The following is a 14,287-nucleotide window of genomic DNA, read 5'->3' on the forward strand; positions in this document are numbered from 1 at the left end:
CCGGCTGGCAATCGACGGGACGGGCGCGGTCACCTGCGCGCGTCGCGCGTTCATGGGGAAATCCATGGAAAACCAGCTGAAAAACAGGGGGATGTGTCACAGGTCCGCTGCCCGCGCCCGGCGATGCGACCCGCCTGCAAGACTGAATCTCTGTGGCATTTTGCGAGACAATCGCGGGCGGAATCTGCTATTGCCTCCGGGGTAACTTCGGATCGGGAGGAGGAGACGCATGGGCATTGCCTTCGCGCGCTGCCTTCCGCGATAGTGCGCCTGCCAGCCCCGAGAGGGGCGCAGGAATTTTGGCGAAAGGTGATTTGTCGATGAAGTGCGTCATTCTCGCCGGGGGTCTCGGCACCCGGCTGGCCGAGGAAACCGTGCGCATCCCCAAGCCGATGGTGGAAATCGGCGGGCGCCCGATCCTGTGGCATATCATGAAGATCTACGGCGCCCATGGCATCACCGACTTCATCGTCTGCCTTGGGTACCGGGGCTATGTGATCAAGGAATATTTCGCCAACTTCTACATGCATTCCTCGGATGTGACCGTCGACCTCTCGACCGGCTCGATGGAGATGCACCGCAATTCGTCGGAGCCCTGGCGCGTGACGCTCGTCGATACCGGGCAGGAGAGCATGACCGGCGGGCGCCTTGGGCGCGTGATGCCCTATCTGAAGGATGAAGAGGCCTTCTGCCTGACCTATGGCGACGGGGTGGGGGATGTGGATATCTCGGGTGCAGTCGCCTTCCACAAGGCGCATGGCAAGATGGCGACCGTAACCGCCGTGCCGCCGCCGCGCCGGTTCGGGCAATTGCATCTTGACGGCGCGCGGGTCGATGACTTTTCCGAAAAGCCGGCGGGCGAGGGCGGGCTGATCAACGGCGGCTTCTTCGTCCTGTCGCCGAAGGTCGCGAAATACCTTTCGGGCGATCAGACGATCTGGGAGCAGGCGCCCTTGCGTGGCCTCGCGGACGATGGCGAGCTGATGGCCTGGGAACACAAGGGCTTCTGGCAGCCGATGGACACGATCCGCGAACGCCAGGAGCTTGAGGAACATTGGGCGTCGGGCAAGGCGCCGTGGAAGATCTGGGCGTGAACAGGAATTTCTGGAAAGGACGGCGGGTCTTTCTGACCGGCCATACCGGCTTCAAGGGCGCCTGGGCCGCGGCCTGGCTGACGCGCCTTGGCGCCGAGGTCACGGCATTCGCCCATGCGCCGGAGACCGAGCCGAACCTCTGGACACTTCTCGGCCTGTCCTCTGTCCGTTCGGTCGTCGGCGATCTGAACGACCGGGCGGCGCTCGACGCCGTACTTGCCAAGGCGCGGCCGCAGGTGATCCTGCACCTTGCCGCGCAGGCGCTGGTGCGGCGCAGCTACCGCGACCCGGTCGAGACCTTCGCCTCGAACGTGATGGGCACCGTCCAGCTTCTGGATGCCGCGCGGGTCTGCCCTGACCTTGCGGCAATCGTCGTGGCCACGTCCGACAAGGCCTATGAGAATGTCGAGCAGATCTGGGGCTACCGCGAAAGCGACCCGATGGGCGGACGCGATCCCTATTCCGCCTCGAAGGGCGCCTGCGAGATCGCGGCGCAGTCGATGGCGAAAAGCTTCTATTCCCCCCATGGCGGGGCGGGCGCCCATTCCGCGCGGGTGGCGACGGTCCGGGCCGGCAATGTGATCGGCGGCGGCGACTGGTCGGAGGACCGGCTGGTGCCGGACATCGTGCGCGGCTGCCTCGGGCCAGGGGCCACCGTAACACTGCGCGCGCCAAATTCGGTCAGGCCGTGGCAGCATGTCCTTGAACCGCTTCGGGGCTACCTGATGGTGGCAGAGCGACTGTCGGCGGGCGACGATGCCGCCGCTTCGGGCTGGAACTTCGGGCCTGAACGCACAGATGAACGCGCGGTGATCGAGGTGGCCGAGGCCGTGGTCAGCGCACTGGGCCAAGGCCGCATAGTGACTGATGAAGGGGCCGCGACCGTCCATGAGGCGAAGCTTCTGCGGCTTGACTGCACCCGCGCGCGGCTGGAGCTGGGCTGGGTGCCCGCGCTGCGTTTTGACGATTGTATCCGACTGACCGCCGACTGGTATGGCGGCTGGGCCGCCGGCCATTCGGCCGCCGCGCTCTGCGACAGCCAGCTCGCATCTTACGAAGGCCTTTTGACAGAATGACCCTTTCCTCTCAGCCCGTCTGCCGGTCCTGCGGCGCCCCCCTGAAGCTCACGCTCGTCGATCTGGGGCTGTCGCCTCTGGCCAATTCCTACATTCCGCTGGCCAGGGCCGAAGCGCCGGAGGCGAAATACCCCCTGCATGCGCGGGTCTGCGAGAGATGCTGGCTGGTGCAGGTCGATGATGTCGTGCCTGCCGATCACATCTTCCACGGCGATTATGCCTATTTCTCCTCCTTCTCGGAAAGCTGGCTTGCCCATTGCAAGGCCTATGCAGCGAAGATGACGGACGAGCTGAAGCTGAACGGCCGCTCGCTGGTGGTCGAGATCGCGTCGAACGACGGCTATCTCTTGCAGTATTTCAAGGGCGTTGGCGTGCCGGTCCTTGGCATCGAGCCTTCGGGCAACACCGCCGCCGAGGCCGAGAAGAAGGGCGTGCCGACGCTTGTGGAATTCTGGACCGAGGCGCTGGCAGAACGGCTTCTGGCCGAAGGCAGGCGCCCCGATCTGATCTGTTCGGCCAATGTGCTGGCCCATGTGCCCGACATCAACGATTTCGTGCGCGGCGTGGCGCGGCTTCTGACCGGGGACGCGGTCTATACGGTCGAATTCCCGCATCTTCTGAACCTGATCCGGCAGGTGCAGTTCGACACGATCTATCACGAACATTATTCCTACCTGTCGCTTCTCGCGGTCGAGAAGATCTTCGCCGATGCAGGTCTCAGGGTCTTCGAGGTCGAGGAACTGCCGACCCATGGCGGTTCCCTGCGCGTCTATGCCTGCCTCGAAGGGGCAAGCCATGCCGAACGGCCCGGCGTTGCCAAGGTGCGCGCCGACGAGAAAGCCGCGCATTTCGACAGTGCCGAAGGCTACAAAGGCTTCACCGCGCGGTGCGAGGCGGTGCGCGATGGGTTGAACGATTTCCTTCTGACCGCCCATCACGGCCGCAAGACCGTGGCCGCCTATGGCGCGGCGGCCAAGGGCAATACGCTTCTGAACTATTGCGGGGTGGGGGCGGACCAGATCGCCTATTGCGTCGACCGCAATCCGGCCAAGCAGAAGACGCTTCTGCCCGGCAGCCGCATCCCCGTCTTCGACGCCGATGAACTGCGCCGCCGCCGCCCCGATTTCGTGCTGATCCTGCCCTGGAACATCAAGGACGAGGTCATGGACCAGTTGCAGGACCTGAGGGCGAAGGGCACGCGCTTCGTGACCGCCGTGCCGAATGTGTCCGTGATGGTATGAGCGCGCCTGTCGTCCTCCTGACCGGCGCCACCGGGCTGATCGGGCGGCAGACGGTTGAGCCGCTTCGCGCCGCCGGGTTCCGCGTGCTGGCCGCTTCGCGCGCGGGCGGGGATGTCGCGGGGGCGGCGGGCGTGGCGCTCGATTGCCTCGACCGGGCATCGGTGCGCGCCTGTCTGGAACGGCACCGGCCGAGCCATCTGTTGCACCTCGCCTGGCATGACGGGGCGAAGGATCGCTGGACCTCTCCTCACAATCTCGACTGGGTGGGTGCCACGCTCGACCTCCTGCGCGGCTTCGCCGCTTCGGGTGGCAGGCGCGCGGTTCTGGTCGGCTCATGCGCAGAATATGACTGGACGCGGGCCGCTCGCGGGCCGCTCGCGGAGGACGCTCCGCTGAGGCCCGCCACGCTTTATGGTGCGGCGAAGGCCGCGACCGGCATCGCCGCTGTCGCGGCGGCGCCTGTGTTGGGCCTGTCGCTTGCCTGGGCGCGGCCGTTCTTCTGCTATGGCCCGGGCGAGCCCGAGGGGCGGCTTGTCGGCGACCTCATCGCCGGGCTGCGCGCCCGTCGCGTGGTCGACTGCACCGACGGGCTGCAAAGGCGCGATTTCCTGATGACCGGGGACCTCGGCCGCGCGCTTGCCGCTCTTGCCGAAGGTAATGTCGAGGGGCCGGTGAACGTCGCCTCGGGCGAGGCGCCCGAGGTGCGCGAGGTGATCATGGCCTTCGCCGGGGCGATGGGCTGTTCTGATCTGATCCGTCTTGGCGCCCGGTCGCGTCCGGCGGGCGACCCGCCGCTGATCCGGGCCGACGTGACCCGGCTCGGCGAGGAAGTTGGCTTCCGGCCCGCGCACGATCTGGCTTCTGGCGTCGCGACCACCTTGCGCGCCGAGGGATTGATTCCATGAGCGGCGACAGGGTCAGGTTTGTGAAGTTTCTCGCGGTCGGCGTCCTCAACACCGCCGTCGGGCTTGGTCTTTACTGGCTGTTTCTCTTGCTCGGGCTGACGCCGCAGCCCGCGCTGGCGGTCGCCTTCGCGCTCGGGGTCCTGTGGAACTACCTGACCCATGCGAGGCTCGTTTTCGGAACCGGCGGTCTGAGCCGCCTCGCGCCCTACATAGCCGCCTACCTGGTGCTTTACGGGCTGAATGCCCTGTCGCTGCGCGCGCTCATTGCCTCGGGCGTCGGCGCCTATGCGGCGCAGGCGATCCTTGTCCTGCCGATGGCGGCGATTGCCTTCGTGTTGATATCCTATGTGCTGACCGGCCGCCTGCCGCTGACCGGCGCGCCCGAGGGAGAGTGAGATGGCCACCCGCCTGAGATCAGACCAGACCGCGCTCCGCCTTGCCCTGCTTGTCATCCTGTCGGGTCTTGTGACGGCACTGACCGTCGCGCCGGTGCGCGAGACCCTGTCGCTCTGGCCGCTAGGCGCGGGCCCACATCCCTATTTCATTCCCTCGCATGCCTTCTCGCTCTATCTGATCACCCCCGCCGCCGCGCTTGCGGCGAGCTTCTTCTTCCTCGCGCCCGGTCTGCTGCTCGCGGCCGGTTTCGGGCGCGAGAAGGGCGCCGCGCACTGGCTGATCGCCGGGCTTGCCGCCTCACTGCTCGTCAATATGGCGGTGGTCACCGTGGCAGAGCTTCTGCTCGGCCACAGCCTGACAGGCGCGTCTTTCGTGGCACTGATCGGATGTCTGAACGGCGCCTGCATCGGCCTTGTCGCGCTCAGGATGGCGGGGGGCACGCCCTTGCGGCTGTCGCTGAAGGGGCAGGGCGGCGATCTTCTGGCAGCGGCGGCCCTCTTCTGGGTGGCGCTGATCCTGATGGCGCCGAAATTCTACTGGGAGAATTTTTCGGGCGACGGGTCGGGCTCGCTGCAATTCACCCGCAACCTCATCCACAGCCACTGGCCCTTCTGGTCGCCCGAAGCGGGCGTGATCCAGCAGGCGCCGGGGCTGACCTCGTTCCTGTTCGTCATTCCCGACAGCTGGTTTGTACGGCTCTGGGGCGAGTGGGAGTTTTCCGTCCGCATCCTCACGCTCACGGCGCTCGCACTGCTTTATCCGGTGCTCACCGCCCTCATCCGCCATGGACGGGCGGGCGAGGAGATGCGGACCCTCGATCACCTTCTTCTGATGGCGGCGCTGGTGCTCTATGCTTTCGCCAACATCTATTCCGGCGGCTATCACGCGTGGTTCGGCGACAGTCCGATGCCTGCCGCGCGCGAGACGCTGGCGATGGTCGCCTTCATGGGCTACATCCTCGCCTTCCTTGACAATCGCCGCGCGCTGATGGTGACCGCGGGCGTGATGGCGCATCTGTCGATCCCGACCGGCGGGCTGTGGCTCTTGCTTTGGCCAATCGCCGTCTGGCTCGTCTGGCGGCCGCGCCCGATCGAGGCGCTGCGCTCGGCCGCGCTGACGCTTGCCGTCGCGGCGGCAATCTCGGTTCTGGTGCCTGTAATCGTGAAGCTGGCGGGCCTGCCGATCCCCGGCAATGAATTCTCCGCCGAGGCGGTGGTGCAGCGTCTGCGCTTCGTCGCCTTCACCGACTGGAACCGGTTCGCCTTCCTGGCCGTGCCCTGCGGGCTTCTGCCCGCGCTTGCGCTTCTGACCTGGCGGCGGCAGGACCGGACGGCGCGCGCGCTCACGCTCCTGACGCTCGCCTTCTTCCTCTTCTTCTACCTTCAGGGTTACCGGGTGCTGCTGCATCATTTCATCCCGGCGATGATCCCGCCTCTGGTGGTGATGTGGCGCTCGGACCTGATGGAGCGTGCGGGCGCGCGTATCGCTGTCACGCTTGGCCTTGCGGCCTCGCTCTGGCTTGCCTGGCCGAAGGAGGTGGGGCTTCACCATCACGACCGCGATTTCGCCGCCTTCATCGCCACCGAGGGCGACCGCTACGCCTCTGCCGAGCCGGGGCCGGGCGAAAAGTTCCGGGGCTTCGATCCCAAGGCGCTCGATACATTTCACGAACTGTTCGGCCGCCTCCTGCCCATCGGCTATGGCGAGAGCGAGCCGGGCGAGCGCTTCTTCGGCGCGCCGCTCGTCTGGTGGTACTATTCTGAATTCCCCAAGGTCGAGGGACAGAAGATCAACTATGTGCTGAAGCCCGTGGCCGACGCCACACCCGAAGACGGCACGTTGTTCGACAGCTATGATGGCTACGGACTCTATATCCGCGACATGGCGCTGTTTGAAACACACCGGACGCAGCGCCTGCCGATCGACACCGGCGCACCGCTACTGGCGACGCCGCGCCCGGTGCTCTTTGGACGCGGGGCGCATTGGCCCGAAAGCTGGTCGGACCGCACGGTCATCGACCTTGTCGCCATCGCCAAGACCATTCTCGGCAAGTCCTGAACCGGGGCAGGAGGACTAATGGATTTCTCGAAAGCAGTTTTCTACGCGGGCGCGGCCGCCCTGGTGGTCGGCGGGTCGCTTGTGGTCGGCATGGCCTCGGTCAAGCGCGACATGGGGCTTTATCACGCGGTCTGGGGCACGCTCGACAATGCCAAGACCATCTGGGAGGAGATGCCCAACCTGCGTGGCACCGAGCCCATTCATTTCCTTGTACCGTCACGCCATCCGGGCAGCGGCGTGACGGTGAACGAAGGCGCGAAGGCCGACGACCTGATCCTGCTTTCGGGCTTTCTCGGAGACGACAACAAGGCGCGGCTGATGAAGCGCGACGGCACGGTGCTGGCGGAATGGGCCTTCAAGGCACATACGATCTACGATGACCCGTCCTTCTTCCGCCAGCCGCCGATGACCGACTGGAACGCGATTACCCATGGCACGATCATCACGCCTGAGGGGGATGTTGTCTTTGCCTTTGAAAGCGGCGGGCTGGTCCGGATGGACCGCTGCGGCGAGGTCAAGTGGGCAACGCACGACATCGCCCATCACAGCCCGAACTGGCTGGCCGATGGCGGTATCGTTGTTTCGGGCGGCCGCCATGTCGAGGGCGGCGATATCCCGTGGCCGTTCGAGGGGCCCTATTGGGAAGACCTCGTCTTCAAGTTCGACAAGGACGGCAACAAGACCTTCGAGAAGGCGCTGACGACCCTGATGATCGAGAACGGGATGGAGGCCTGGCTGTCCTCGACCGGCGAATTCAAGACGCGGGTGAACGGCGAGTTTCACCTCAATGAGGTCGAGGAACTGTCCCCGTCGCTCGCCCCGGATTTTCCGATGTTTGAGGCGGGTGATCTGATGCTGTCGCTTCGGAACCGCAACATGATCCTGGTGACGGATGCGGATGTCACCAGGATCAAATGGTGGAAGGTCGGGCCCTTTGTGCGCCAGCACGACCCGGATTTCGAGAAGGGCGGCAAGATCACCGTCTTCGACAACCATTCCGACGAGACGCGCGACGGTTCCGTCGCGGGCGGCTCGCGAATATGGCAGATCGACCCCGCAACCGATCAGGCGCAGCTTCTCTACGGCGCCCGCGATGGCCAGTTCTTCTTCTCGCCGGAACGTTCGACCCATCAGACGCAGCCGAACGGCAATCTGATGATCACTGCGGCACAGGAGGGCCGGGCCTTCGAGGTGACGCAGGGGGGCAGGATCGTCTGGGAATATGTGAATCGCTGGGACGAGGGCCGGACTCTCTGGCTCCATGATGCCGAGACCTACGACCCGTCCTATTTCACCGTCGCCGACTGGTCCTGTCCGGCGCCCTGAGGCACAGGCCGGGCCGCTCATCGCGCCTTGCAGCGCTCTTCGCTGTCAGGCGCCTGATCCAGCGATGAGCCCGCTAACGGGCGAAGAGCGGCTCAGCCGTCCGGCTTGATCAGGCCGAGGCCGCGCAGGTAGATGCCGATCCCGGCTTCCAGAAGGTCCTCGGGCGGGAACGGGGCGCGGCTTCCCGGTGTGCCGCGTGCAAAGAGCTCAACCACCCCGTGGCTCATCGCCCAGATATGGGCGGCGAACATCGCCGCCGGGGGGCGACGGCCGGGCGGCAGCTGGTCCGAAAGCGCTTCGGCCGCGCGCGCGAGCACCGTCTGCGCCCGGTTCGAGGCACGGGCGAGGTCGGGGTCGCGATTGAGGTTCAGGCCGCTTTCGAACATCGCCATGTAATGGCCGGGAAACTTGCGGGCAAAGGCCAGATAGGCCCGTCCCGTCGCCTCGAAGGCCCTGAGCGCCGTCGGCTTGCCGCCATTGTAGGCATGGTCCATCAGATCGGCGAAAATCTCGAACCCCTGGCGCGCGCATTCGGCGATCAGATCGTCGCGCCCCGCGAAATGGCGATAGACGGCGGCGGGTGTCACGCCCGCCGACTTGGCCGCATCCGAGAGCGTGAAGCCCTGCGGACCCTGCTGCTCGATCAGCCGCAGGGCCGCCTCGATCAGCGCCTGGCGCAGGTTGCCGTGATGATAGCCCTGCTTAGCCATCGATTATGCCGGGGCCTCCACAGATCTTGTCATCCACCTTGCCGATCGCCTGTCTGTCCTTGCGATGATAGTCGACCGCGTTCAGCACCGTCTGGATTGCCGCGATCCGCGCGCGCGCCTTGTCATCGGCACGAATGACCGTCCAGGGCGCTTCCTTGCTGTGGGTCTTCTTCAGGGTCTCGCCGATCGCCTCGCTATAGGCGTCCCAGCGCTTCAGCCCCTCGACGTCGATCCAGCTGAGCTTCCACTGTTTCAGCGGGTCTTTCTCGCGCGCAAGGAAGCGGCGAAGCTGCTCGGCGCGGCCGACGTTCAGCCACAGCTTCACCAGAACGATCCCCTCGTCGATCAGCATCCGTTCGAAGTCCGGCAATTGCCGGAAGAAGAGCTTGCGCTGCGCGGGCGTGCAGAAGCCGAAGACCTGCTCGACGACGCCCCGGTTATACCAGGACCGGTCGAAGAGCGCGATCTCGCCTGCTGCGGGCAGCCAGTCGATATAGCGCTGGAAATACCACTGACTCGCCTCGCGCTCGGTCGGTTTCGACAGCGCGACGATATAGGCCGAACGCGGGTTGAGATTTTCGCGCATCCGTTCGATCGCACCGCCCTTGCCGGCGGCGTCGCGCCCCTCGAACAGAACCATCAGCCGCTTGCCGGTGGTGCGCAGGTCGTGGAGCATCTTCACCAGTTCGACCTGAAGCTTTTCCATATGCGCTTCATAGTCCTTGTCATCCATCTCGCGCGGATAGGGATAGGACTTGGCCAGAATATCCTTCTTGCGGCCCCTGGCGATCGCCTCTCGGACCTCCTCCGGCGCCTCGCTCTCAAGATATCTGGTGATCTCGCCCACGAAGGGGATCACGTCCGGATCGGGCTTTTCCGGGGCGGCCTTGGTGTTGGTGGTCTCTGCCATCGGGTACCTCCCTGAACTCTTCCGCAGTATGGCCAACTGCCGGACAACGGCAATGGCTGGCCCTTGTCACATCCGGAAATGCTTGGACAGTTTCAGCCCCTGACCCTGATAGTTCGAGGCGATGCCCGCGCCATAGAGCCGTTCGGGCGGCGCCTGCATGCGTTCATAGACAAGGCGGCCCACCACCTGGCCATGTTCGAGGACGAACGGCGCCTCGTGGCAGCGCACCTCCAGAACCCCGCGCGAGCCGCGCCCGCCCGCCGCGCCATGGCCGAAGCCGGGATCGAAGAAGCCCGCATAATGCACACGGAACTCGCCGACCATGGCAAGGTAGGGTGCCATTTCGGCGGCATGGTCGGGCGGGATCGTCACCGCCTCGCGGCTGACGAGAATGTAGAAGGCGCCGGGGTCGAGGATGATGCGACCTTCGCGCGTGCGAACCTCTTCCCAGAAATCGGCGGGCGCATACTGGCCGATCCGGTCAAGGTCGATGACGCCGGTATGGGGCTTGGCGCGGTAGCCCACGAGGTCGCCGTCGCGCGGCGACAGATCGACCGAAAAACCGAGCCCTTCGGAGATCATCGCCTCGCCATCGACCAGCGGCTCGCGGGCGTGAAGGGCGGCAAGCTCGGCGTCGGTCAGGACCGCCTGGCCCTGCCGGAAGCGGATCTGGTTAAGCCGCATGCCCGGGCGGACGAGGACCGAGAAGGACCGCGGGCAGATTTCCGCATAGAGCGGGCCGTCGTAGCCTTCGCCGATCCGGTCGAACTCCACCCCGCCATCGGTGATGGTGCGGGTCAGAAGGTCGAGGCGGCCGGTCGAGCTTTTCGCATTTGCGACGGCGGTGACGCCTTTCGGCAGCGCCAGCCGTTCCATCAGCGGCACGACATAGACGCAGCCCTTTTCGAGGACAGCGCCGGCGGAGAGATCGACGCGGTGCATCTCGAATTCCGCGATCCGCTCGGCGACCGTGCGGCCCTGACCCGCCAGGAACGAGGCGCGGACCCGGTAGGCGACGGTCCCGAGCCGCAGGTCGAGGCTCGCGGGCTGGACCTGCGCGTCGGTCACGGCCGGATCGGCCGTAATCTGGCCCGCGCCGATCATCGCGCGGATCGCCCCGTCGGCAAGGACGCCAATGCCGGTCATTCTTTCCCCCGGATATGCCAAGGCCCACCCCGTTTCAGGGATGGGCCTTTGTCGAAATGGTCGGGCCGGTGAGATTCGAACTCACGACCTTCCGCCCCCCAGACGGACGCGCTAACCAGGCTGCGCCACGGCCCGACAGGGGGCTCTATAGGCTGAAGGACGGGGCGGGGGCAAGCGGCAAAACGCATTGATAAGGCGCGGCCTCTCAGGACCGGCGCGCGCGGCGCCGCTCGTAAAGCGCGTTGAGTTTCAGATAGACCGCGCGCAGTTCCTCGCGCCGCGACTGCGCGTGATGTTGGGTCATGGCGCGCAGCATGGCGGCGGCGGGAATCCAGTCGCCTTCGGCGCGCGCAGGGTCGAAATGGCTGTCGGGCGCCAGCGGCACGGCGCGGGCCCGTTCTTCCTCGCGCGCGCGCTGCAGGTCGGCGCGGCTTTCGGCGGCTTCGGTAACGCTGGCGCGCGCGGGCGAGACGGGATCGGCCCTGAGGCCCGCATCAAGCGCGGCGCTGTCGTCGGGAGCAAGCATCTCGTCCGGCGAGGCAGGCTCCTCGTCCGGCATATCCCGGTCGATCCGGTCCAGACGACGCGGCGTGGCGGGGGCAGCTTCAAGTTCCGTGGTTCCGTCGGCAAGTCCGGCAATCTGCCGTACGCCCTGTTCGCGCAAAAGCTTCTGCACGCCCCGTATGGTCAGCCCGTCTTCGTGAAGCAGCTTCTTGATCCCGGCCAGAAGGGCGACATCAGCGGGGCGGTAGTAGCGCCGCCCGCCCGCCCGCTTCACCGGCTTGATCTGCGAAAACCGGCTTTCCCAGAAGCGCAGCACATGGGCGGGCGTGTCGAGATGCTCGGCCACCTCGCTGATCGTGCGGAAGGCTTCTGCCGATTTCGACATTCACCCGCCTCAGCGCTTGTTCCCGGCCGCCACGCGATCCTTCATCAGGTGGGAAGGCCGGAAGGTCAGCACCCGGCGCGGATGGATCGGCACTTCCTCGCCGGTCTTGGGGTTGCGGCCGACGCGCGCGGTCTTGGCGCGGACCGAGAAGGTGCCGAAGGACGAAATCTTCACCGTCTCGCCGGACACGAGCGCATCCGACATATGCTGCAGGACGCTTTCCACCAGCTGTGCCGATTCATTGCGCGAGAGGCCGACGGCAGTGTAGACCGCCTCGCTCAGATCCATCCGCGTAAGGGTCTTTTCACCCATGACTCCCCCCGAAATGCGTGCGCGCCACGTTCTTTGCTGGAAGCGAGATTGGGGGCATTGAATTTCCGAGTCAATATCAATGACTTGGAAAGCGCCTTTCAGGCGGTCTTTCACCACCTCAGAACGACGGATCCCCAGGCGAGGCCACCGCCGATCGCTTCGGTGACCAGAAGGTCGCCTTCCTTGATCTGGCCGCGTTCCTTGCCGACCGAGAGGGCCAGCGGGATCGAGGCGGCCGAGGTATTGCCGTGGTCCTGCACGGTCACCACCACGCGTTCCATCGGCACCTGCATCCGTTTCGCCGTGCCCTCGATGATGCGGATATTGGCCTGATGCGGCACGATCCAGTCGACATCGCCGCCATCGAGCCCGACCTTGGCCAGCGCGGTATGGGCGGTTTCGGCAAGCTTTTCAACGGCATGGCGGAAGACCTGATTGCCCTGCATTCTCAGGTGCCCGGCGGTTCCGCTGGTCGAGACGCCGCCATCGACATAGAGAAGATCGCGGTAGCTGCCATCGGAATTGAGGTCGGTCGACAGGATGCCGCGATCCTCGGTCGTGCCGGTGCCCCCCACAGCCTCAAGCACGACGGCCCCGGCGCCGTCGCCGAAGAGAACGCAGGTCGAGCGGTCCGTGAAATCGAGGATGCGGCTGAAGGTCTCGGCGCCGATCACCAGCACGCGCCGTGCCTGACCGGACAGGATCAAGGCATTGGCATTGGCCAGCGCATAGACATAGCCCGCGCAGACCGCCTGCACATCGAAGGCAAAGCCGCGCGTCATGCCGATCTTGGCCTGCACCATGGTGGCGACGGACGGAAAGGTCAGGTCAGGCGTCGAGGTGGCGACGATGATCGCGTCCAGCGCGTCTGCCTCAAGACCCGCGTCGGCGAGCGCCGCACGGGCGGCGGCGGCGCCCAGATCGGATGTCGTCTCGCCCTCGGCCGCGAAATGGCGCCGCTCGATGCCGGTGCGGGCGCGAATCCATTCGTCGCTCGTCTCGACCTTGCCTTCGAATTCGCTGTTCGGGACGGTTCGGGCAGGCAGATAATGCCCTACGCCCTTCACTACGGCACGGATGGTCATTCTTGGTCTCTGCTCTTTTCCCCGGTGCCCATCGCGGCATCCTGCCCCGGCAGCATCGCCGACGCAACCCGGGCTTTCAGCCGTTCGGTGAAGCCTGAAAGGGCCAGCCGCCGCGCAAGCTGGATCGCGGCCGAAACCCCGGTCGCGTCGGCCGAGCCGTGCGACTTCACCACCGTGCCGTTCAGGCCGAGGAAGACGCCGCCATTCACCCGGCGCGGGTCAATCCGCATCTGCAGCCGCTTCAACGAGTTGAGCGCGAGGAGGGCCGCGAATTTCGACAGTATCGTCGCGTTGAAAGCTTCCTTGAGAAAATCGCCCACGAGCTTTGCCGTGCCTTCGCCGGTCTTCAGCGCGATATTGCCGGTGAAACCGTCGGTCACGATCACGTCGACCCGGCCCGACGGCAGGTCGTTGCCCTCGACGAAGCCGACATACTCGAAAGCGCCCGCCTCGGTCGCCTTTCCGATCAGGTCGTTGGCGTCCTTGATCTCGGTCCGGCCCTTGTGTTCCTCGGTGCCGACATTCAGGAGCCCGACGCGCGGCCGGGCAAGGCCGAGGCCGTTTCTCGCATAGGAGGCGCCCATCAGCGCATATTGCAAGAGGTCCTGGGGATCGGCTTTCACATCTGCGCCCACATCGAGCATCACCGCAAAGCCATGCGGCGCCCGGCAAGGCCAGAGGCAGGCGATGGCGGGCCGGTTGACACCGGGCAGCTTGCGCAGACGCAGCATCGAGACCGCCATCAGCGCGCCGGTATTGCCGCAGGAGACGGCGGCCTGCGCCTGGCCTTCCTTCACCGCGTCGATTGCCGACCACATCGAGGTCTTCTGGCCATGCCGCATCACCTGGCTTGGCTTGTCCTCCATCGTCACCACCTCTTCGGTGGCAACAACCGTGGTGCGCGCGGCCAGATCGGGACGCTTGGCCAGAAGCTGCGTCAGTTCCGGCCCGTTGCCATGGACGAGGAAGGCGAGGTCGGGGCATTGGGCCAGGCTGTCGGCCATGCCAAGCACAACGGCGACCGCCCCGCGGTCGCCGCCCATCGCGTCGACGGAAATGACGATTCGGCCCGGCTGGCCCGCTGTCTGGTCGTCACCCGGAACGGTATGACTGGAGGACATGGGTCAGACGCCGGTCGC

General features: G+C 65.8%; 14 protein-coding genes and 1 tRNA gene. 7 read left to right on the forward strand and 8 right to left on the reverse strand.

The genetic code is table 11. From position 1 onward, the window contains the following. The first annotated feature begins 320 nt into the window (after positions 1 to 320). From rfbF to P0645_RS02590, 7 genes are read left to right on the forward strand one after another with little or no spacing between them, the layout of a single operon-like run. Positions 321 to 1,094: a glucose-1-phosphate cytidylyltransferase gene (gene rfbF, locus P0645_RS02560; protein ID WP_284162990.1), complete on the forward strand. Its 774-nt coding sequence runs from the start codon at positions 321 to 323 to the stop codon at positions 1,092 to 1,094. Next, entirely contained in the window at positions 1,091 to 2,170 is a 1,080-nt protein-coding gene (rfbG, locus tag P0645_RS02565) for a CDP-glucose 4,6-dehydratase (RefSeq protein WP_284162991.1), read from the forward strand. The genes rfbF and rfbG overlap by 4 nt, the downstream gene beginning before the upstream one ends. Continuing rightward, on the forward strand, positions 2,167 to 3,411 hold the full coding sequence (locus tag P0645_RS02570; RefSeq protein WP_284162992.1) for a class I SAM-dependent methyltransferase: 1,245 nt from the start codon (positions 2,167 to 2,169) through the stop codon (positions 3,409 to 3,411). Before rfbG ends, P0645_RS02570 begins: the two co-directional genes overlap by 4 nt. Continuing rightward, positions 3,408 to 4,316, forward strand: coding sequence for an NAD-dependent epimerase/dehydratase family protein (locus P0645_RS02575; protein ID WP_284162993.1), 909 nt, complete (start codon positions 3,408 to 3,410; stop codon positions 4,314 to 4,316). The genes P0645_RS02570 and P0645_RS02575 overlap by 4 nt, the downstream gene beginning before the upstream one ends. After that, positions 4,313 to 4,711: a GtrA family protein gene (locus P0645_RS02580; RefSeq protein ID WP_284162994.1), complete on the forward strand. Its 399-nt coding sequence runs from the start codon at positions 4,313 to 4,315 to the stop codon at positions 4,709 to 4,711. The genes P0645_RS02575 and P0645_RS02580 overlap by 4 nt, the downstream gene beginning before the upstream one ends. A 1-nt stretch (position 4,712) precedes the next feature. Further along, on the forward strand, positions 4,713 to 6,770 hold the full coding sequence (locus P0645_RS02585) for a hypothetical protein (RefSeq protein ID WP_284162995.1): 2,058 nt from the start codon (positions 4,713 to 4,715) through the stop codon (positions 6,768 to 6,770). Positions 6,771 to 6,788: 18 nt separating this feature from the next. Next, positions 6,789 to 8,096 carry an arylsulfotransferase family protein gene (locus tag P0645_RS02590; RefSeq protein ID WP_284162996.1) on the forward strand — a complete coding sequence of 436 codons (1,308 nt, stop codon included), beginning with the start codon at positions 6,789 to 6,791 and terminating at the stop codon, positions 8,094 to 8,096. Positions 8,097 to 8,188: 92 nt separating this feature from the next. Here P0645_RS02590 and P0645_RS02595 read toward each other — a convergent pair whose 3' ends face one another. The 8 genes from P0645_RS02595 to plsX form a co-directional block, all read right to left on the reverse strand. Continuing rightward, positions 8,189 to 8,806: a TetR/AcrR family transcriptional regulator gene (locus tag P0645_RS02595; RefSeq protein WP_284162997.1), complete on the reverse strand. Its 618-nt coding sequence runs from the start codon at positions 8,804 to 8,806 to the stop codon at positions 8,189 to 8,191. Further along, a complete protein-coding gene (gene ppk2, locus P0645_RS02600; protein ID WP_284162998.1) occupies positions 8,799 to 9,716 on the reverse strand; it encodes a polyphosphate kinase 2 in 918 nt (305 codons plus the stop codon). Before ppk2 ends, P0645_RS02595 begins: the two co-directional genes overlap by 8 nt. A gap of 66 nt (positions 9,717 to 9,782) precedes the next feature. Beyond that, positions 9,783 to 10,862, reverse strand: coding sequence for a 2'-deoxycytidine 5'-triphosphate deaminase (locus P0645_RS02605; protein ID WP_284162999.1), 1,080 nt, complete (start codon positions 10,860 to 10,862; stop codon positions 9,783 to 9,785). A gap of 57 nt (positions 10,863 to 10,919) precedes the next feature. Further along, a tRNA-Pro gene (locus P0645_RS02610) sits at positions 10,920 to 10,997 on the reverse strand. A 70-nt stretch (positions 10,998 to 11,067) separates the two neighbouring features. Continuing rightward, the gene (locus P0645_RS02615; protein WP_284163000.1) at positions 11,068 to 11,751 is read right to left on the reverse strand and encodes a MerR family transcriptional regulator; all 684 of its coding nucleotides are present in this window, start codon (positions 11,749 to 11,751) and stop codon (positions 11,068 to 11,070) included. A gap of 9 nt (positions 11,752 to 11,760) precedes the next feature. Beyond that, positions 11,761 to 12,063, reverse strand: a complete 303-nt coding sequence (gene ihfA / locus P0645_RS02620) for an integration host factor subunit alpha (protein ID WP_284163001.1) — start codon at positions 12,061 to 12,063, stop codon at positions 11,761 to 11,763. Positions 12,064 to 12,173: 110 nt separating this feature from the next. Beyond that, positions 12,174 to 13,148 (reverse strand): beta-ketoacyl-ACP synthase III, encoded by a 975-nt coding sequence (locus P0645_RS02625; protein ID WP_284163002.1) that lies wholly within the window; start codon positions 13,146 to 13,148, stop codon positions 12,174 to 12,176. After that, positions 13,145 to 14,269 (reverse strand): phosphate acyltransferase PlsX, encoded by a 1,125-nt coding sequence (gene plsX / locus P0645_RS02630; RefSeq protein ID WP_284163003.1) that lies wholly within the window; start codon positions 14,267 to 14,269, stop codon positions 13,145 to 13,147. Before plsX ends, P0645_RS02625 begins: the two co-directional genes overlap by 4 nt. Positions 14,270 to 14,287 lie beyond the last annotated feature (18 nt).

This window comes from Frigidibacter sp. SD6-1 (genome assembly GCF_030143255.1).
In the GTDB taxonomy this organism is placed as follows: Bacteria; Pseudomonadota; Alphaproteobacteria; order Rhodobacterales; family Rhodobacteraceae; genus TMP-24.

Coding starts and splice junctions, on each gene's coding strand:
- rfbF (WP_284162990.1), top strand. CDS start 321: ATGAAGTGCGTCATTCTCGCCGGGGGTCTCGGCACCCGGCTGGCCGAG.
- P0645_RS02570 (WP_284162992.1), top strand. CDS start 2,167: ATGACCCTTTCCTCTCAGCCCGTCTGCCGGTCCTGCGGCGCCCCCCTG.
- P0645_RS02575 (WP_284162993.1), top strand. CDS start 3,408: ATGAGCGCGCCTGTCGTCCTCCTGACCGGCGCCACCGGGCTGATCGGG.
- P0645_RS02580 (WP_284162994.1), top strand. CDS start 4,313: ATGAGCGGCGACAGGGTCAGGTTTGTGAAGTTTCTCGCGGTCGGCGTC.
- P0645_RS02585 (WP_284162995.1), top strand. CDS start 4,713: ATGGCCACCCGCCTGAGATCAGACCAGACCGCGCTCCGCCTTGCCCTG.
- P0645_RS02590 (WP_284162996.1), top strand. CDS start 6,789: ATGGATTTCTCGAAAGCAGTTTTCTACGCGGGCGCGGCCGCCCTGGTG.
- P0645_RS02595 (WP_284162997.1), bottom strand. CDS start 8,806: ATGGCTAAGCAGGGCTATCATCACGGCAACCTGCGCCAGGCGCTGATC.
- ppk2 (WP_284162998.1), bottom strand. CDS start 9,716: ATGGCAGAGACCACCAACACCAAGGCCGCCCCGGAAAAGCCCGATCCG.
- P0645_RS02605 (WP_284162999.1), bottom strand. CDS start 10,862: ATGACCGGCATTGGCGTCCTTGCCGACGGGGCGATCCGCGCGATGATC.
- P0645_RS02615 (WP_284163000.1), bottom strand. CDS start 11,751: ATGTCGAAATCGGCAGAAGCCTTCCGCACGATCAGCGAGGTGGCCGAG.
- ihfA (WP_284163001.1), bottom strand. CDS start 12,063: ATGGGTGAAAAGACCCTTACGCGGATGGATCTGAGCGAGGCGGTCTAC.
- P0645_RS02625 (WP_284163002.1), bottom strand. CDS start 13,148: ATGACCATCCGTGCCGTAGTGAAGGGCGTAGGGCATTATCTGCCTGCC.
- plsX (WP_284163003.1), bottom strand. CDS start 14,269: ATGTCCTCCAGTCATACCGTTCCGGGTGACGACCAGACAGCGGGCCAG.